Consider the following 16,310-nt stretch of genomic DNA (forward strand, 5'->3'; position numbering starts at 1 on the left):
ATGCTACCGGCCTGATTCGGCAGCGCGGCGCAGAAATGAAGGGTGGAGGCGGCCCAAATGCGTCGGCCAGGCGCCGTGCGGCGCCCGGGTGCGTCGGCCAGGCGCCGTGCGGCGCCCGGGTGCGCCGGCCGGGCGCCGTGCGGCGCCCCGGGCCCACTGGCCAGGCGCCCTGCGGCGCCCCGGGCTCACTGGCCGGCGGTGCGGCGCAGCAACGCGGCCGCCTCGCCGCGGTCGAGCGGCTTGATGAGGTAGCCCGTGACGCTCTGGTAGGCCTGGGCGCGTTCGCGGTCGGCCGGGTCGGACGAAGACGACAGCATGACCACCGAGGCCCCGCCGCGCTGCGCAGGCGGCAGCGCCTCGAAGGCGTCGAGGAAGGCGAAGCCGTCCATCACGGGCATGTTGATGTCGAGCAGGATCAGGGCCACGCCGTGGTCGGGCCGGGCCAGGTGGTTCAGGGCGTCCTGGGCGCGCTCGAAGGCCAGGACTTCACAGGGTTCGCCGCAGCGTTGCAGCGTGACGCGGGTGTAGAGCAGGTCGCTGTCGTTGTCGTCGACCATCATCACGCGGGTGGACATTCGGGCTCCAGGGGGCATTCGGGCGCAAAACCCGAACTGTACGCGGGCCGCGCCCGCTCCCCTGTCTCCTCCCCCGCCGGATCCCCGGCCAGCAGCCCCGCCAGCAGCTGCGGCACCTCGAACAACGCCCGGTTGCGCTGCGCGCCCACGCGCGCCCGGAAGGCCGGCAGATCGGCCAGCAGGGCGCTCACCGCGGCCCCGATGCCGCGGTGGCTGCGCGCCACCAGGCCCAGGCCGTGTTCGAGCACCCACTGCGGGTTGTAGCGCTCCTGCGGCATGGTCCAGGCGTTGTCGACCACGATCACGGGCAGGCCGCGCTGCACCGCCTCGCTCACGCTGCCGGGGCCGGGCTTGCCGATGAAGAAATCGGCCAGGTCCATGAGCTGCGGCACCTCGGTGGTGAAGCCCACCACGTGGCGCGGGGCGGGCGCGGGCAGGGCCTGCAGCCGGCGCGCCAGCGCCGCGTTGTGGCCGCAGATGAGGATGAGCTGCACGCCGGGCAATTGCCGCGCGAGGGTGAGCATGGCGCGCGAGCCGTGGCCACCGAACAGCACCAGGCCGGTGGGGCGATCGGGGTCGAGCCCGAGGGCGCGTCGCGCGGCGGCGCGGTCGGCCACGGGCGGTCGGTAGAAGTCGGGCCGCAGGATCATGCCGCTGGTGGCGTGCACGCGCCCGGGCGGGTGGCCCGCCGCCAGGGCCTGCTGCACGGCGCGCGGGGTGCCGCAGATGAGGTGCTGGGGCTGGCCGGGTTCGATCCAGAAATGCGGCGGGTGGTCGGCGAGGTCGGTGAGCACGGTGGCGTAGGGCACGCCGGGCCGGGCCTGCGCGAGCGCGGCGCACATCGCGCGGTTGAAGTTGGGGATCAGCGAAACGACCAGATCGGGCCGGGTGCCGCGCCAGTGGGCGGCGAGGCGGCGCGTGAGCGTGGGGTGCGAGACGCGGATCAGCGCCTGCAGCAGCTTGAGCTCCTGGGCCATGCCAAGGGTCCAGCCGCGCGCGAGGCGGCGGTTGTACCAGTCTTCGGGGGCCATGCCGGTGAGCTGGCGGAAGCGGCCCTGGGGGTCGAGCACCTCGAACAGGTTGACCAGGCGCACGTTCCAGGGGCGGGCCTGCTCCTTGAGCACGGCCTGCAAGGCGAGCGCGGACGCGCGGTGGCCGCCGCCGGCGTTGAAATAGACGAGGTCGACCTGCTGCATGGGCGCAGGCTAGGGGGCGGATGCGACGTTTGTGTGACGGGCGGGTGTCGGTGGGGTTTCAGGGTGGGGGGGGGTTCACGCCGGCGGGTGGGCGGGTGCCTGGGGCGGGCGCTGTGGCGGGGCGGCTTCGGTGCCGTGCCCCTGCGGGGTTCCCTGCGATGCTCGGACGACCGGCCCGGCCACCGCCACCGCCCTGACACGCCCGAAGCGCCCAGCGCGCAAGCCCCTCAATCCCCCGTCGGCGACAACCGGAACTGCTGCACCGCCTTCAAGCCGCTCAGGCTGCGCGCCAGCACCGCGAGTTGCTCGGGCTTGCGCGTGCGCACCATCATCCGGTACTCGAAGGCGTCGCCGTCTTCGAGCCGGTAGCTCAGGTTGGCGATCGTGAAGCCGTGCTCGGTGAGCAACTGCCGCAGCTCGGCTTCGAGCATGGCCTGCTCGCGGCCGAAGCGCACGTTGAGCTGCGCATAGATGTGCGTGGGCAGGCGCTGCTCGATGCGGTGGAACACCACCAGCACCCCGAGCGTGAGCACCGTGGCGAGCACGCCCGCGAAGTAAAAGCCCACGCCCATCAGCACGCCGATGGCCGCCGTCACCCAGATCGAGGCCGCGGTGGTCAGGCCGCGCACCGACAGGCCCTCTTTGAAGATCACGCCCGCGCCGAGGAAGCCGATGCCGGTCATGATGCCCTGCGCCATGCGCGTCGGGTCCATGGTCACCTGGCCCTTGGCGGCTTCGCCGCCGAACCAGTAGCCCTGGTACACCGTCACCAGCATCAGCAGGCTCGACGCCAGGCACACCAGCGTGTGCGTGCGAAAGCCCGCGGGGCGGCCGTGGTAGCTGCGCTCCAGGCCGATCAGGCCGCCCGCCACCATCGCACTCAGCAGGTGCACGGCCACTTCGAGGTACAGGGGGTTCATGTTCATCCTTTGCCCAGGGGCGGTCGACCGAACAGGCCCGAGGCATTGCTCACGGGCCCGAGTTCAGCGGCAGCCGCCAGCAAGGACGGTGCCAGGGCCTGCATGGCCGCAGGCCCCAGGCGCGAGCGCGGGCCCGCGATGCTGATCACGCCGATGCACTGCTGGCGCCGCAGCACCGGCGCGGCCATGGCGCACATGCCCGGTGCAAACACCTCGTCGATCATGGCGTAGCCGCGCACACGCGCGGCGTGCAGAAAGCCCAGCAGGGCCTTGATGGTGGTGGGCGCCTTGGGGCCGAAGTCGCGCGTGCTGCCATAGCCCTGGCGCGCCACCAGCGCCACCGCGCGCTCGTCGCTCAGCGTGGCCAGCCACGCATGGCCCGAGGCCGAGCACGAGAGCCACACGTCCGCGCCCATGTCGGGGTCGTAGCGCACGCCCTGCTGGCGCTCGCCCTGGGCCTTGGCCACGAAGGTCAGGCGGTCATCGTCCACGATCGAGAGCCGCACCAGCTCGCCCGATTGCTGTGCGAGCCGCTCGAGCAGGGGGCCCGCGATGTCGACCAGCCCGCCATGGCTCAGGTAGCCCAGGCCGATCGACACCACTTTGGTGGTGAGCTGGTAGTCGCCTTGCTTGCGCTTCTGCCGCACGTAGCCGCGGTGCTGCAGATCCGATAGCAGGCGGTGGCAGGCGCTCAGGGGAATGTCGAGCTCTTCGGCCATCAGCGCGAGCGGCAGGCCGTCGGGGTGGCGGGCCAGGTGTTCGAGCAGCGAGAGGCCGCGGTCCAGGGCGAGGTTCATTTTTCGTATATCGAAAAGAGTTTCCAGTTCGGAAAGTGTTTCCTGCGGCGACCCAAAAATCGCCCCCATCATGAAGCCAAGCGTCCACATCCTCAATGGCCCCAACCTCAACCTGTTGGGCATCCGCGAGCCGCACCTCTACGGCCACACCACGCTCGCGCAGGTGGAGCAGCGCTGCACCGCGCTTGCGGCCGAACTCGGGCTGGGCTGCGTGTTCCGGCAATCGAACCACGAGGGCGTGCTGGTCGACTGGGTACAGGAAGCGCGCGCCGCGGGCGCGGCCGTGGTGATCAACCCCGCGGGCCTGTCGTTTCGCTCCATCCCGCTGCTGGACGCGCTCAAGACGCTGGACCTGCCCGTGGTCGAGGTGCACATCACCAACCTGCACCGCCGCGAGCCGATGTACCAGCAGTCGGTGACGGCCATCGGCGCCACGGGCGTGATCTGCGGCCTGGGCCCGATCGGCTACGAGCTCGCGCTGCACGCCATTGCACAGCGCCTGCGCGAAGCCGCGCCCGCCGCTTGACGGTGCAAGGCCGCCCCGTTTTCTGTTCCCCCACCACAACCACACGGAGACACCCACCATGAAGCCTGCTGTCATCGATCGCCGCACCGCCCTGTGCGTGGGCGCCGGCCTGGCCGCCGCCGCGCTGGTGCCGGGCCTGGCCCGCGCCCAGACCAAACTGCGCTTTGCCGCGGTGTTTTCCGACACCGACATCCGCGCCGAGATGATCAAGCGCCTGAGCGCCGACATCGCGCCCGATCACGTCATCGAGCCGCACCTCAACGCCACGCTGTTCCGCCAGGGCACCGAGCTGGTAGCGCTGCAGCGCGACAACCTCGAGATGGGCAACATCGCGCCGCAGGACATCGCCAAGCAGGTGCCGGCGTGGTCGGTGCTGACCTCGGCCTACCTGTTCCGCGACGCCAACCACCTCTCGGCCTTCTTCGCGAGCGATCTGGGCGCGCAGATGAAGAAGCAGGTGGAAGACCAGCTGCGCGTGAAGATCCTCGGGCCGACCTTCTTCGGCACGCGCCACGTGGGCCTGCGCGGCAAGAAGAAGGTCAATGTGCCGGCCGACCTCGCCGGCGTGAAGCTGCGCATGCCCGCGGGCGACGCCTGGCAGCTGCTGGGCCGCTCGCTCGGCGCCAATCCCACGCCGCTGGCCTATGCCGAGACCTACACCGGCCTGCAGACCGGCACCGTGGACGGCCAGGACAACCCGCTGCCCAACGTGCAGAACATGAAGTTCTACGAAGTCATGGGCCAGGTGGTGCTGACCTCGCACCTGGTGAGCTTCGACCTGCTCACGCTCAACCTCAAGACCTGGCAGGCCATGTCGGCCGACAAGCAGCGCGCCTTCCAGGCCGCGGCCGACAAGGCCATGGCCTGGAGCGCGGCCGAACACGTCAAGCGCGAGGCCGAGCTGGCCGAGGGCCTGCGCCGCCAGGGGCTGGACGTGTACACGCCCAACATCGCGGCTTTCCGTGAGCACGCGCAGAAGATCTACCTGGCCTCCGACGAGGCCAAGGCCTGGGCGCCGGGCGTGCTCGACAAGATCGCGGCGATCAAGTGAAGGCCTTTGCGTTGCTGGCGCGCGCGGCGGAGGCGGTTGCGGCCGCCCTGCTCGCGGTGATCTTCCTCGCCTTCATCCTGCAGATCGCGCTGCGCTACCTGTTCGATCTGCCGGTGGGCTGGACCGCCGAGATTTCGCTCGTGGCCTGGCTGTGGCTGATCCTCTGGGGCGCGGCCTTCGTGCTGCGCGACGCCGAAGAGATCCGCATCGACCTGCTGCGCGCGCTGTTCGGCCGGCGCACGCAGCGCGTGCTGGCCTCGCTGGGCTCCATCGCCACGGTGCTGCTGTTCGCGCTCGCGCTGCCCGCCACCTGGGACTACGTGAGCTTCATGAAGGTCGAGAAAACCTCGTACCTCAAGATCCCCTTCAACTGGCTCTACTCGGTCTACCTGCTGTTCGCGGTTGCGGTCATCGCGCGCCACCTGTGGCTGGTGTTCAACGCGCTGCGCGGACGCGACGCCGAGGCCTCGACCCACATAGGTTCGCTGTGAACCCCACCAGTCCCTTTTCGATGGCGCTGGCCGCCATCGTGCTGCTGAGCCTGCTCGGCGTGCCCATCGGCCAGGCCATGATCGGCGGCTCCATCCTGTACCTGTGGCTCAAGGGCATGGACATGGGCAGCGCGGCCGAGCAGTTGCTCAACAGCACGTATTCGAGCTACCTGCTGCTGGCCATTCCGCTGTTCATCCTGGCCGCCAGCCTCATGAGCTCGGGCAGCGTGCTCGACCGCCTGCTGCGCTGGTGCAACGCGCTGGTGGGGCGCTTCCCCGGCGGCCTGGCGCAGGTGAACGTGCTGCAGAGCGTGGTGTTCGCGAGCATGTCGGGCTCGGCGCTGGCCGACGCGGCGGGCTCGGGCAAGCTCATGCAGGCCATGATGACGCGCGACGGCCGCTACCCGCCGGCCTTCGCGGCGGCGCTGACCGCGGTGTCGGCGGTCATCGGCCCCATCCTGCCGCCGTCCATTCCGCTGGTGCTCTATGCGCTGGTGTCGGGCACCTCCATCGGCTACCTGTTCCTGGCCGGCGTGCTGCCCGGCCTGCTGCTGGGCGCGGTGCAGATGGCCCTGATCCACCACCAGGCGCGCACGCGCCGCTTTCCGGTGGAAGAGCCGACGCCCCTGCGCGAGCTGCCGCGCGTGACGCGCGCGGCCCTGCCGGCGCTGATGATGCCGGTGCTGCTGCTCGGCTGCCTCTACAGCGGCATCACCACGCCCACCGAGGCCGCGGGCGTGGCCGCCGCCTACGCGCTGCTGATCGCGGCCTTCTACTACCGCAGCCTGTCGCTGCGCGACGTGTACGAATCGCTGCAGCAGAGCGCGCGCACCAGCATCTCCATCGGCATCCTGATCGCGGGCGCCACGGTGTTCAACTTCGTGATCACCTCCGAGAACATCCCGGCCTCGCTGAGCACGCTGATGCGGGGGCTGGACCTGTCACCGGTGGGCTTCCTGCTGCTGGCCAACCTCTTGCTGCTGGTGCTGGGCGCCTTCCTCGAAGGCTCGACCATCATCCTGGTGATCCTGCCGGTGCTGCTGCCCACGGCCGTGGCGCTGGGCGTGGACCCGGTGCACTTCGGCGTGGTGGCCGTGCTCAACGTGATGATCGGCCTGGTCACGCCGCCTTATGGCCTGCTGCTGTTCATGATGACCAAGATCGCCGAGGTGCCCATGGGTGCGCTGGTGCGCGAGTGCCTGCCCTTCCTGGGCGTGATGCTGGTGGCCCTGGGCATCACCACCTTCTGGCCCGACTTCGTGCTCTGGCTGCCGCGCCTGGCGGGCTACACGGGCTGAAGCCTCAGGCCGTGCGCAGCCGCAGCTGACCGGGCAGCGGCAGCGAGCGCCGCAGCACGTCCTCGGCCAGCCAGAGCGCCGAGCGGCGCGCACGGTCGCACACCATGGGCAGCGGCATCTGCTGGTAGTCGTCGTTGAAGACCTCGAAGCTGTGGTCGCCCACGTAGCCCATGCGGTCCAGGGCCTGCACCAGTTCGATGATCTGCGGCGTGTGCACGCCCTCGCCCGGGAACACGCGGTACGTGCGCGCCGTGGTCATGCGTTCCTCGAAGGTGCGCGCCTCCTGCCACAGGAAGTCCGAGAGCTGCACCAGGAAGATCTTGTCGGGGTCGATGTCGGCCAGCGCGTCCAGCGGGGTCTTGGCCGCGAGCATGTGGAAGGAGTCGAGACCGATGCCCAGGTTGGGGCAGTCGGCGCGGCAGACCACGTCCCAGGCGGTGGTGTATTCGTTCACCGTGCGGCCCCACGAGAGGCCTTCGTAGGCGATGCGGATGCCCAGCGGCAGCGCCAGCATCGCGAGCTTGCGCAGGTCACGCGCGTGGTGGTCGAGGTCTTGCGAGGCATGGGCCGAGGTGGACGAGCACACCAGCAGCACCTTGCTGCCGAGCGCGGCGCACATCTGCAGCATGGTCTTGGCGATGTCGAGCTTGTACTCGTGCAGGTGGCCCGAGAGGCCCTCGAAATCGCGCAACACCTGGAAACCCGTGCCGCGCAGGCCGCTCTCGCGCACCTCGCGCACCGCGGCCTGCCAGCCCTCGGGGTGGCCCACGAGGTCGTTGGCCTTGAGCATCACCTGGCTGAAGCCGGCCTCGCGCATCGCCTGCAGCTTGGCCTTGAGCGGGCCCGCGAGCGTGATGGTGTCCATGCCGAAGCCGCGCACGGCCTCTTCGATGCTGCGGCTGTGGTTCATGGCTGTGCGGCGAGCGGGTCCTGCACCAGTTCGAACACCACGCTGCCCAGGTAGGCCTTGGTGATGGCGCCGCGCTGGTCCGAATGTGCAGCCTCGGACTCGACGAATTCCACGCCACGCGCGCGCAACGTGCGCACCGCGGCCAGTACGTCGGGCACGCCCAGGCCGATGCGTTGCCAGCTCTCGCGCTCGGCGTCGCCGTCGAGCGCGTCCACCGCGGGCTCCACCAGCTGCAGCAGGAAGCCGTTGCCCGGCTGCTGCGCAGGCACGCGCATGAGCTGGCCCGCGGGCATGATGCCGAAGCGCTGCTCGTCGGGAATGGGCGTGGCGCCCAGCAGGGTTTCGTAGAAGGCGGTCCAGTCGGGGCTGCGTGCCAGGCCGATGTACTGCACCAGGCCGAAGAAGCGCAGCGGGAACAGCGCGGGCGGCTGGCGCTCCACGCCCGGGATGGGCACGAAGTCGACGTCGTAGATGGAGAAGTCGCGCCAGCGGTCGATCAGGTGCAGGCGGCTGCCGCCCACGCCGTGGATCGCGGGGATGTTGAGCTCCATGGCCTCGGGGTGCGTGGGCACCTCCCAGCCGCCGCGCGAGAGCACGTACTCGCGCGCGGCGCGCGCGTCGCGCACGCGCAGGCCCACGGCGCCGATCACGGGCTGCGGACCGCCGTGGGCTGCGCCCAGCGCGTCCACCGGGTTCGCGTTCACCACGATGTTCAGGCCGCCCTGGCGGTACAGCAGCACCTCGCGCGAGCGGTGCCGTGCCACGGGCTGGAAGCCCATCATCTCGAGCACCTGGCCCAGGGCCTGGGGCTTGAGCGTGGTGTATTCGATGAACTCGATGCCGTCGAGGCCGATCGGGTTGTGCGCGTCGCTGTGCGAGGCCTGCAGCGGCTCGCGGGTGGGGGCGGGGTCGAGCAGCCAGGCGCTCATTGGAAGGTCCTCCGTGCTGCGCACTGCGGGGCTGAGCGCCTTGGGAACGGCCCGGCGGCGCTCATGGGGTGTCCTCCTGCGGTTCGAGCCACGCGAGTTCGCGCAGGTGCTCGGCCGTGGTGGTGGGAAAGCCGAAGAAGTCGAGGTAGGCGGGGATCTGCTCGAACAGCATGTCCGAGCCCACCTGCACGCGGCAGCCGCGCGCCTGCGCGGCGCTCAGGAAGGCGGTCATGCGCTGGCGCATCACCACCTCGCCGACGAAGGTGCGCGGATCGAGGCGTTGCACGTCCACCGGCAGCGGATCGCCGGGCTCCATGCCCAGCGGCGTGGCGTTGACCACCAGGTCGTGGCCCGCGGGGTCGCGCTCGCCGGTGCCCACCTGCAGCGCCGGGTACTCGGTGCGCAGGCGCGCGGCCAGGCCCTCGGCCGCGGCGGGGTTCACATCGAACAGCGCAAGCCGCTGCACGCCCGCGGCCGCGAGCGAGGCCGCGATGGCCGAGCCCACGCCGCCGCTGCCCACCACCAGCGCCGAGGCGCCGGCGAGCACCAGGCCCTTGCGCAGCAGGCCGCGCACGAAGCCTTCGCCATCGAACATGTCGCCCACCAGGCGGCCCTCGGCGTCGCGCCGCACCGCGTTGCAGGCGCCGGCCACGCGCGCGGTGGGCGACACCGTGTCGAGCAGCGCCATCACGCTCACCTTCAGCGGCATGGTGATGAGCGCGCCGCGCACGTTGTCGAGCCCGAACAGCGCGGGCAGCAGCACCGGCAGCGCCGGGCCGCGGCAGGCCATGGGCACCACCACGGCGTTGATGTTCGCGGCCGCGAAGTACGGGTTGTAGATCAGCGGCGCCTTGAAGCTGTGCGTGGGGTAGCCCAGGTGCACGATCAACTCGGTGTGGCCGTCGATGCGGCCCGCCGCGGGCAGGCGAGCGTTCATGCGGGGCTTACTTGCGCAGTTTGTCGAGCTCGGCCATGAGCGACTGCACCGTGGCCTCGCCCACCGCGGCCGAGTGTTTGGCGATCACGGGTTTCATCTTGTCGCGCAGCTTGGCCACCTCGGCCGGCGGCAGCTCGGTGACCTGCATGCCGGCCTTCTTGAGCTGATCGAGGATGCCCGCGGCCGCCGCGCGCGACTGTTCGCGCTGGTACTTGATGGACTCGTTGGCCGCGTCCTGCAGCAGCTTCTTCTCGTCGGCCGACAGACCGTCCCAGAACTTCTTGCTCACCACGATGGACTGCGGGTTGTACTGGTGGCTCGTGAGCGCCAGGTGCTTCTGCACCTCGTAGAGCTTGGCGCCATTGATGGTGGCCACCGGGTTCTCCTGGCCGTCCACCGCCTTCTGCTCCAGCGCGGCGTAGAGCTCGGGGAAGGGCAGCGGCGTGGGGTTGGCGCCCAGCGCGTTCACCCAGTCGATGTTGATCGGGTTGGGGATCACGCGCAGCTTCAGGCCGGCGATGTCTTCGACCTTGTTGATGGGGCGCTTGCTGTTGGAGATGTGGCGAAAACCCAGTTCGTAGTAGCCCAGGCCCACCAGGCCCTTTTCTTCGAGCTTGGCGTGCAGCGACTTGCCGAAGGCGCCGTCGACCACGGCGTCGGCCTCGCGCGCGTTGGCGAACAGGAAGGGAAAGTCGTAGACCGCGAACTCCTTGACCAGGCTCGCGAAGATGCCCGAGTTCATCGAGGCCATCTCGATCGAGCCGCCCTGCAGCGCCGACACGTTGGCCTGGTCGCTGCCCAGGGCGCCGCCCGGGAACACCGTGACCTTGATCTTGCCGCCCGATTTCGCGTCCACGATCTCGGCGAACTTGTCCATGCCCATCACGATGGGATGGCCCTTGGCGTTCTGGTTCACGAACTTGATGTTGCGGCTCTGCGCGTGCGCGCTGCCGGCCAGGCCGATGGCGGCCAGGGCCAGCGCGGCGATCGTGGTCTTGAGGAAGTGGCGTTTCATGGGTCGTCTCCAGGGGTGGTCGTTGAAGGCCGGTTCAGCCGTAGAACCAGCGGGCGGGCACGGTGATGAGCGAGGGGAACAGCACGAACAGGAACATGAGCGCGAACTGCACCGCCATGAAGGGCCACACGCCCTTGGTGACCGCGTCCATGCTCACCTTGCCCACGCCGGCCACGGTGCTGAGCACCGTGCCCACGGGCGGGGTGATGAGGCCGATGGCGTTGTTGATCATGAACAGCACGCCGAAGTACACCGGGTCGATGCCCGCCGCCTTGATGAGCGGCATGAACACCGGCGTGAGGATCAGGATGGTGGGCGTCATGTCCATGGCCGTGCCCACCAGCATGGTGATGACCATGATCGCGATCAGCAGCAGCGTGGGGCTGTCGAGCAGCGGTTGCAGCAGCGCGATGAGCTCGCCGGGCAGGTTGGCCACGGTGATCATCCAGGCCGAGACCATGGCCGCGGCCACCAGGAACATCACGACCGCGGTGGTCTGCGCCGCGCTGAGGAAGACCTCGCCCAGTTGCGGGATCTTGAGCTCGCGGTAGACGAACAGCGAAATGACCAGCGCGTACACGGCGGCCACCACGGCGGCCTCGGTGGGCGTGAACACGCCGAACTTCAGGCCCACCACCACGATCACCGGCAGGCCCAGCGCCAGCAGCGCGTCCTTGAGCGCGGCGCGCACCTCGGCCATGCTGGCGCGCGGCGTGGCCTCGATCTTGTCGTGCCGCACCAGCCACCACCAGGTGAGCCACAGCGCCGCGCCCAGCATGATGCCGGGCGCGATGCCGGCCATGAACAGGCGCGAGATCGACACGTTGGCCGCAACGCCGAAGATCACGAAGCCGATGCTGGGCGGAATGATGGGCGCAAGGATGGAGGCCGACGACAGCAGGCCCGCCGAGCGCGCGGGGTTGTAGCCGGCGCGCTTCATCATGGGCAGCAGCAGCGCCGACAGCGCCGCCGCGTCGGCCACGGCCGAGCCCGAGAGCGCGGCCATCATCACCGCGGCCATGATGCCCACGTAGCCCAGGCCGCCGCGCACGTGGCCCACGAGCGTGATGGCCAGGTTCACGATGCGCCGCGACAGTCCGCCCGCGTTCATGATCTCGCCCGCGAGCATGAAGAAGGGCACGGCCAGCAGCGGGAAGCTGTTGGCGCCCTCGATCACGTTCTGCGCCAGGATCTGCGGATCGAACATGTTCAGGTGCCACATCAGGGCCACGCCCGAGACCAGCAGCGAGAACGCGATGGGCACGCCCAGGGCCATGGCCCCGAGCAGTGCCACGAGGAAGATGGTGATGGTCATGGCCGCTCCTGCGCCGCGGGCTGGTCTTCCGACTCGCGCACGCCGATGAGTTCAGAGGGATGCAGGCGGCCGGTGATCAGGCGCCACAGGTTGTTGAGCAGCACCACCGTCGCCAGCACCGAAAACACCACGCCCGAGGCGTAGAGCCCGGCCACCGGCACCTCCATCGCCGCGCTGGTGGTGCCCAGGTTGATCACGGTCTGCGCCCAGGCGCCCTGCACCATGAGCACGCTGATGAACAGCATGAGCAGGTGCGCGAGGATGAAGCAGACCTTCTGGCCCGCGGGCTTGAGCGCGGCGAGCAGCATGTCGGTGCCCAGGTGCGCGCGGCGGTGCAGACCCACCACGGCCCCCAGGAAGGTCATCCAGACGAAGAGCCAGCGCGAGAGCTCTTCCGACACGGTGATGCCGGCATTGAAGCCGTAACGCAGCACCACGTTGCCGAACACCATGCAGACCATGAGCGCCATGCAGGCCACCATGAGCCAGCTGAAGGCGCGGCAAAGGGCATCGATGAGTTTGTCGATCACGGGATTCGTCTCCTGCGATCGATTTTGTACGAACTGGTTAGTTTTCTATGCGCGGGTAAACCCTAGGGTTTTCGCACGAAGCGCACCACCATCTCCACCACGTTCTCGCGCCGTTGCGCGATGTAGGCGGGCGAGAGCAGGTCGAGCTTGAAGATCAGCCCGAAGGTGTGGCGGTTGGAGACGTTGAAGAAGCTCAGCGCCGAGATCGAGGCGTGGATGTCCACCGGGTCCAGGCCTTTGCGGAACACGCCGCTTTTGACGCCGCGTTCGTAGAGCCGCTTGATCGCCGCGATCGCAGGCACGTTGAGCTCCTGGATGCGCGGGCTCTGCGCGAGGAACTCGCCGCGGTTGATGTTCTCGGCCATCACGAGGCGGATGTAGCTCTCGTGGTGCAGGTGGTGGTCGAAGGTGAAGGCCACGAGGCGGCGCAGCGCGTCCTCGGGCTCGAGGTCTTCGAGGTGCAGCTCGCCCTCGACTTCGCGCACGCGCCGGTAGGCCTCTTCGAGCACCGCGAGGTACAGGCCCTCCTTGCTGCCGAAGTAGTAATAGATCATGCGCTTGGAGGTCTGCGTGGCCTCGGCGATCTCGTCGATGCGCGCGCCCGCAAGCCCCTTCTCGCCGAACTCGATCTCGGCGACTTCGAGGATGTTGGCCTGGGTGCGTTCCGGGTCATTGGTGCGACCCGTGCGGCCCGTGCCGCCGGTGCTGCGCGCCGCCGCCTTGGGCGCACGGGCGGGCGTGGGGCGTTTGCGATGTACCGGTTCGTTCATTTGGCCAGTATAGGACGCGCCACCGCCCCACCGGCCGTTCGCTCAGCCGTTGGGGATCTCGGGCTGCACCAGCTTCGCGAGCTGTTCGAGCGATTCCTGCCAGCCCAGGTAGCACATCTCGGTCGGGATGGCCTCGGGAATGCCTTCCTGCACCACCTCGAGCGCGGTGCCGCAGGACACGGCCTTGAAGCTCACCGTCACCTGCATCTGGCCCGGCAGATTGGGGTCGTCGAAGCGGTCGGTGTAGCGCAGCCGCTCGCCGGGCACGAACTCCAGGTACTCGCCGCCGAAGGCGTGCGTGTGGCCGGTGCCGAAGTTGGTGAAGGACATGCGGTGGCTGCCGCCGGCGCGCGCGTCCATGTGGTGCACCTCGGCCGTGAAGCCATGGGGCGGCAGCCAGCGGCACAGGGCCGCGGGTTCGACGAAGGCGCGGAACACGCGCTGCGGCGGCGCGGTGAGCACACGGTGGAGGCGGACGGTTCCGGTGGGCATGGCGGTTCTCCTGGGGGTCTGAAGGGATCGGGCGATGGCCATTGTGGCCATGGCCCCTGACGACGGTTCGCCCACGCCGCGGTGGACAGCCGTTCATCAGATCGCGCCGCGCCTGATAAGGTCGCGCCATGACCCGCCCGCTTCCCATCGGCATCGTGGCCTGCTCGTCCGAAGGCGCCGCGCTGTGCTACCGCACGCTGTGCGCCGAAGCGCCGGCCCTCATGGGCCCGCACGCCCACCCCGACATCGCGCTGCACGGCGCCTCGCTGGCCGACTACGTTGCGGCGCTCGAGCGCGGCGACCGCCAGGCCGTGGCCGATCTCATGCTGGACTCGGCGCGCAGGCTGCAGGCCGCGGGCGCGGCCTTTCTGGTCTGCCCCGACAACACCATCCACGAGGCCATGCCGCTGGTGCGGCCGCACTCGCCCCTGCCCTGGCTGCACATCGCCGAGGTGGTGGCCGACGAGGCCCGCGCGCGCGGCTTTCGCCGCCTGGGCCTCACGGGCACGCACTGGCTGGTGCGCAGCGAGGTCTACCCGGAGGCCCTGCGCTCGCGCGGCATCGAGGCCGTGCGGCCGGGCGACGCCGAGCGCGACGAACTCGGCCGGCTCATCATGGACGAGCTGGTGATGGGCGTGTTCCGGCCCGAGACCACCGCGCGCTTCCTCGCCGTGATCGCGGGCCTGCAGGCGCGCGGCTGCGACGCCGTGGTGCTGGGCTGCACCGAGATCCCGCTGATCGTGAGCGACGCCAATTCGCCGTTGCCCACACTGGACTCGACGCGCCTGCTCGCGCGCGCGGCGCTGCGGCACGCGCTGGCGCAGGCGCGCTGAGCGCGGGCCGCGGGCTCAGCGGCCCAGCCGGCAGGCGTCGCCGCTCGCGGGCCGCTCCACCTGCACCCATTGCACCGTCCAGCGCGGGTCGGCCATGTGGTCGAACACGAAGCGGCACAGGTTCTCCAGCGTGGGCCGGCCCAGGCCGGGCACCTCGTCGAGCAGGTGGTGGTCGAGCCGCTCGCGCACGCGTGCGATCGCCGCGCGCAGCAGCGCGAGGTCGACCACCATGCCGGCGTCGAGCGGGCCGGCCGGGCCCACGGCCACGGTGGCGTGGTAGGTGTGGCCGTGCACGCGCCGGCTCGGCGCGCTGTCGTGGGCGCGCTCCAGCGTGTGCGCGGCGTCGAAGAAAAAGCGCTGGCTCAGCTCGATGGGCATGGCCGGCCTCAGCGGATGCCCAGCAGCTTGTGCAGCTGCACGCTCAGGCGCCAGCGCGGATCGCGCAGGCACAGCGCGCGCGCCAGCCGCAGGTGCACCGCCTGCATCGGCCCGTCCATGGCCTGCACCAGGTGGTGGTCGAAGGGCAGTTGCACCAGGGCGTCGAGGTCCAGGCCCACCTGGGGCACCACCACCTTGAGTTCGTCGCCACTGCGCTGCAGCAGCTCGCTGCCGTGCTTGGGGCTCACGCACAGCCAGTCGATGCCGCGCGGCGCGCGCACCGTGCCATTGGTTTCCACGGCGATCTCCAGGCCCTGGGCGTGCAGCGCGTCGATCAGCGGCCGGTCGACCTGCAGCAGGGGCTCGCCGCCCGTGAGCACCACCAGCGGCTGGCCCGATGTCGCGGGCCACCGCGCCTTCACGGCCTCGGCCAACAGCCGCGCGCTGCCGAAGCGCCCGCCGCCGGTGCCGTCGACGCCCACGAAATCGGTGTCGCAGAAACGGCAGATGGCCCGGGCCCGGTCGGCCTCGCGGCCCGACCACAGGTTGCAGCCCGCGAAGCGGCAGAACACGGCGGGCCGCCCCGCGTTCATGCCCTCGCCTTGCAGGGTGTAGAAGATTTCCTTGACGCTGTAGGCCATGCGAACCGCCCTCCCGGAGCAAAAGCGGCAGTCTCCGCACTGGGCAAGGCCGATACCCCCCACCCGTTCCCCCAGGCCAGCGTTCCCGCGCATGCAGCGATCGCGGACGTCACGCCCCAATCATTTCTGTTTCAGCAACGGTGCGTTGCCGGTCCGGTGGTTTTTCGATATCCGGGTAAACCCTAAAGTTGAGCCCATGCCAGACACACGACGGCATCTGACAGACCTCCACTTCAAGCCGTTCCGCCGTCACCCCTTCAAAGGAATCACCATGAAAACCGCCCGCATCGCCCTCCCCCTCGCCATCGCCCTGACCGCCGGCGCCGCTTTCGCCGAAGGCCCGATCGAAGGCAATGAAGTCTTCAACTTCCAGTCGCAACTGACCCGCGCCGAAGTGCAAGCGCAAGTCGCCCCGGCCTACAAGACCGACGTGATCGCCCGCGGCGAAGCCAGCCCCGCCCAGGCGCAAGCCACCGTGGTGGCCAGCGGCCTGAGCCGCGCGCAGGTGCAGGCCGAGGCCGCCGAGGCCTACCGCCTGGGCCTGGTCGCCCAGGGCGAGATCCTGCCGGTGCCCACCGCCGCGCAAGCCGAGCAGATCCGCATCGCCGGCCAGAACGCCGTGACCAGCCAGTCGGCCGCCAGCGCTTCGCAAGTGCGCGCCAACTGAGCGCACACACCCCCGACCCGGCGATTGCCCGGGTCGTGA

General features: G+C 69.9%; 20 protein-coding genes. 6 read left to right on the plus strand and 14 right to left on the minus strand.

Annotation, left to right across the window (positions count from 1 at the left end; translation table 11 throughout):
- Window positions 1-185 precede the first annotated feature (185 nt).
- The 4 genes from WDZ95_RS05750 to WDZ95_RS05765 all read right to left on the minus strand — a co-directional run bounded on the left by WDZ95_RS05750 (window position 186) and on the right by WDZ95_RS05765 (window position 3,488).
- Complete coding sequence (locus WDZ95_RS05750; protein ID WP_425776854.1) at window positions 186-575, minus strand: response regulator; 390 nt, start codon at window positions 573-575, stop codon at window positions 186-188.
- Window positions 560-1,771: a glycosyltransferase gene (locus tag WDZ95_RS05755; RefSeq protein WP_425776856.1), complete on the minus strand. Its 1,212-nt coding sequence runs from the start codon at window positions 1,769-1,771 to the stop codon at window positions 560-562. Before WDZ95_RS05755 ends, WDZ95_RS05750 begins: the two co-directional genes overlap by 16 nt.
- 227 nt (window positions 1,772-1,998) lie before the next feature.
- On the minus strand, window positions 1,999-2,691 hold the full coding sequence (locus tag WDZ95_RS05760) for an MgtC/SapB family protein (protein ID WP_425776858.1): 693 nt from the start codon (window positions 2,689-2,691) through the stop codon (window positions 1,999-2,001).
- 2 nt (window positions 2,692-2,693) lie between these two features.
- A complete protein-coding gene (locus WDZ95_RS05765) occupies window positions 2,694-3,488 on the minus strand; it encodes an IclR family transcriptional regulator (protein ID WP_166230103.1) in 795 nt (264 codons plus the stop codon).
- Window positions 3,489-3,558: 70 nt separating this feature from the next.
- Here WDZ95_RS05765 and WDZ95_RS05770 point away from each other — a divergent pair, with 70 nt between their 5' ends.
- From WDZ95_RS05770 to WDZ95_RS05785, 4 genes are read left to right on the plus strand one after another with little or no spacing between them, the layout of a single operon-like run.
- Window positions 3,559-4,014, plus strand: a complete 456-nt coding sequence (locus WDZ95_RS05770) for a type II 3-dehydroquinate dehydratase (RefSeq protein WP_166230101.1) — start codon at window positions 3,559-3,561, stop codon at window positions 4,012-4,014.
- 58 nt (window positions 4,015-4,072) lie between these two features.
- The gene (gene dctP, locus WDZ95_RS05775) at window positions 4,073-5,065 is read left to right on the plus strand and encodes a TRAP transporter substrate-binding protein DctP (protein WP_425776860.1); all 993 of its coding nucleotides are present in this window, start codon (window positions 4,073-4,075) and stop codon (window positions 5,063-5,065) included.
- Window positions 5,062-5,556: a TRAP transporter small permease gene (locus WDZ95_RS05780; RefSeq protein WP_287470217.1), complete on the plus strand. Its 495-nt coding sequence runs from the start codon at window positions 5,062-5,064 to the stop codon at window positions 5,554-5,556. Before dctP ends, WDZ95_RS05780 begins: the two co-directional genes overlap by 4 nt.
- Window positions 5,553-6,854: a TRAP transporter large permease gene (locus WDZ95_RS05785; protein ID WP_425776863.1), complete on the plus strand. Its 1,302-nt coding sequence runs from the start codon at window positions 5,553-5,555 to the stop codon at window positions 6,852-6,854. The genes WDZ95_RS05780 and WDZ95_RS05785 overlap by 4 nt, the downstream gene beginning before the upstream one ends.
- Window positions 6,855-6,858: 4 nt before the next feature.
- Here WDZ95_RS05785 and WDZ95_RS05790 read toward each other — a convergent pair whose 3' ends face one another.
- The 8 genes from WDZ95_RS05790 to WDZ95_RS05825 all read right to left on the minus strand — a co-directional run bounded on the left by WDZ95_RS05790 (window position 6,859) and on the right by WDZ95_RS05825 (window position 13,752).
- Window positions 6,859-7,764, minus strand: coding sequence for a sugar phosphate isomerase/epimerase family protein (locus tag WDZ95_RS05790; protein WP_425776865.1), 906 nt, complete (start codon window positions 7,762-7,764; stop codon window positions 6,859-6,861).
- Window positions 7,761-8,693, minus strand: a complete 933-nt coding sequence (locus WDZ95_RS05795) for a 4-hydroxyphenylpyruvate dioxygenase (protein ID WP_425776867.1) — start codon at window positions 8,691-8,693, stop codon at window positions 7,761-7,763. The genes WDZ95_RS05790 and WDZ95_RS05795 overlap by 4 nt, the downstream gene beginning before the upstream one ends.
- 61 nt (window positions 8,694-8,754) lie before the next feature.
- Entirely contained in the window at window positions 8,755-9,630 is an 876-nt protein-coding gene (locus WDZ95_RS05800) for a shikimate dehydrogenase family protein (protein WP_425776869.1), read from the minus strand.
- A gap of 7 nt (window positions 9,631-9,637) precedes the next feature.
- Entirely contained in the window at window positions 9,638-10,645 is a 1,008-nt protein-coding gene (locus WDZ95_RS05805; RefSeq protein WP_425776871.1) for a TRAP transporter substrate-binding protein, read from the minus strand.
- 34 nt (window positions 10,646-10,679) lie between these two features.
- Window positions 10,680-11,960, minus strand: a complete 1,281-nt coding sequence (locus WDZ95_RS05810) for a TRAP transporter large permease subunit (RefSeq protein WP_425776873.1) — start codon at window positions 11,958-11,960, stop codon at window positions 10,680-10,682.
- Complete coding sequence (locus WDZ95_RS05815; protein ID WP_425776875.1) at window positions 11,957-12,490, minus strand: TRAP transporter small permease; 534 nt, start codon at window positions 12,488-12,490, stop codon at window positions 11,957-11,959. The genes WDZ95_RS05810 and WDZ95_RS05815 overlap by 4 nt, the downstream gene beginning before the upstream one ends.
- Window positions 12,491-12,552: 62 nt before the next feature.
- Entirely contained in the window at window positions 12,553-13,260 is a 708-nt protein-coding gene (locus tag WDZ95_RS05820) for a TetR/AcrR family transcriptional regulator (protein WP_166230086.1), read from the minus strand.
- Between the two features lie 42 nt (window positions 13,261-13,302).
- Window positions 13,303-13,752: an SRPBCC family protein gene (locus WDZ95_RS05825; RefSeq protein WP_425776877.1), complete on the minus strand. Its 450-nt coding sequence runs from the start codon at window positions 13,750-13,752 to the stop codon at window positions 13,303-13,305.
- A 128-nt stretch (window positions 13,753-13,880) separates the two neighbouring features.
- On the opposite strand from WDZ95_RS05825, the gene WDZ95_RS05830 reads away from it, so the two are divergent.
- Window positions 13,881-14,585 carry an aspartate/glutamate racemase family protein gene (locus WDZ95_RS05830; protein WP_425776879.1) on the plus strand — a complete coding sequence of 235 codons (705 nt, stop codon included), beginning with the start codon at window positions 13,881-13,883 and terminating at the stop codon, window positions 14,583-14,585.
- A gap of 15 nt (window positions 14,586-14,600) precedes the next feature.
- Here WDZ95_RS05830 and WDZ95_RS05835 read toward each other — a convergent pair whose 3' ends face one another.
- Entirely contained in the window at window positions 14,601-14,963 is a 363-nt protein-coding gene (locus WDZ95_RS05835) for a 6-carboxytetrahydropterin synthase (RefSeq protein WP_425776881.1), read from the minus strand.
- Window positions 14,964-14,971: 8 nt separating this feature from the next.
- Window positions 14,972-15,604, minus strand: coding sequence for a 7-carboxy-7-deazaguanine synthase (queE, locus tag WDZ95_RS05840; RefSeq protein ID WP_425776883.1), 633 nt, complete (start codon window positions 15,602-15,604; stop codon window positions 14,972-14,974).
- 271 nt (window positions 15,605-15,875) lie between these two features.
- Between queE and WDZ95_RS05845 the strand changes: the two genes are divergently transcribed.
- Window positions 15,876-16,271 (plus strand): DUF4148 domain-containing protein, encoded by a 396-nt coding sequence (locus WDZ95_RS05845; protein WP_425776885.1) that lies wholly within the window; start codon window positions 15,876-15,878, stop codon window positions 16,269-16,271.
- Window positions 16,272-16,310: the final 39 nt, after the last annotated feature.

Origin of the sequence: Hydrogenophaga sp. T2 (assembly GCF_049843535.1) — a bacterium.
In the GTDB taxonomy this organism is placed as follows: domain Bacteria; phylum Pseudomonadota; class Gammaproteobacteria; order Burkholderiales; family Burkholderiaceae_C; genus Hydrogenophaga; species Hydrogenophaga crocea.

What these genes read in the sequence shown, in the direction of transcription:
- WDZ95_RS05765 (WP_166230103.1), bottom strand. Translation starts at nt 3,488, where the DNA reads ATGAACCTCGCCCTGGACCGCGGCCTCTCGCTGCTCGAACACCTGGCC.
- WDZ95_RS05800 (WP_425776869.1), bottom strand. Translation starts at nt 9,630, where the DNA reads ATGAACGCTCGCCTGCCCGCGGCGGGCCGCATCGACGGCCACACCGAG.
- WDZ95_RS05770 (WP_166230101.1), top strand. Translation starts at nt 3,559, where the DNA reads ATGAAGCCAAGCGTCCACATCCTCAATGGCCCCAACCTCAACCTGTTG.
- dctP (WP_425776860.1), top strand. Translation starts at nt 4,073, where the DNA reads ATGAAGCCTGCTGTCATCGATCGCCGCACCGCCCTGTGCGTGGGCGCC.
- WDZ95_RS05760 (WP_425776858.1), bottom strand. Translation starts at nt 2,691, where the DNA reads ATGAACCCCCTGTACCTCGAAGTGGCCGTGCACCTGCTGAGTGCGATG.
- WDZ95_RS05825 (WP_425776877.1), bottom strand. Translation starts at nt 13,752, where the DNA reads ATGCCCACCGGAACCGTCCGCCTCCACCGTGTGCTCACCGCGCCGCCG.
- WDZ95_RS05795 (WP_425776867.1), bottom strand. Translation starts at nt 8,693, where the DNA reads ATGAGCGCCTGGCTGCTCGACCCCGCCCCCACCCGCGAGCCGCTGCAG.
- WDZ95_RS05790 (WP_425776865.1), bottom strand. Translation starts at nt 7,764, where the DNA reads ATGAACCACAGCCGCAGCATCGAAGAGGCCGTGCGCGGCTTCGGCATG.
- WDZ95_RS05810 (WP_425776873.1), bottom strand. Translation starts at nt 11,960, where the DNA reads ATGACCATCACCATCTTCCTCGTGGCACTGCTCGGGGCCATGGCCCTG.
- WDZ95_RS05845 (WP_425776885.1), top strand. Translation starts at nt 15,876, where the DNA reads ATGAAAACCGCCCGCATCGCCCTCCCCCTCGCCATCGCCCTGACCGCC.
- WDZ95_RS05830 (WP_425776879.1), top strand. Translation starts at nt 13,881, where the DNA reads ATGACCCGCCCGCTTCCCATCGGCATCGTGGCCTGCTCGTCCGAAGGC.
- WDZ95_RS05750 (WP_425776854.1), bottom strand. Translation starts at nt 575, where the DNA reads ATGTCCACCCGCGTGATGATGGTCGACGACAACGACAGCGACCTGCTC.
- queE (WP_425776883.1), bottom strand. Translation starts at nt 15,604, where the DNA reads ATGGCCTACAGCGTCAAGGAAATCTTCTACACCCTGCAAGGCGAGGGC.
- WDZ95_RS05755 (WP_425776856.1), bottom strand. Translation starts at nt 1,771, where the DNA reads ATGCAGCAGGTCGACCTCGTCTATTTCAACGCCGGCGGCGGCCACCGC.
- WDZ95_RS05805 (WP_425776871.1), bottom strand. Translation starts at nt 10,645, where the DNA reads ATGAAACGCCACTTCCTCAAGACCACGATCGCCGCGCTGGCCCTGGCC.
- WDZ95_RS05820 (WP_166230086.1), bottom strand. Translation starts at nt 13,260, where the DNA reads ATGAACGAACCGGTACATCGCAAACGCCCCACGCCCGCCCGTGCGCCC.
- WDZ95_RS05835 (WP_425776881.1), bottom strand. Translation starts at nt 14,963, where the DNA reads ATGCCCATCGAGCTGAGCCAGCGCTTTTTCTTCGACGCCGCGCACACG.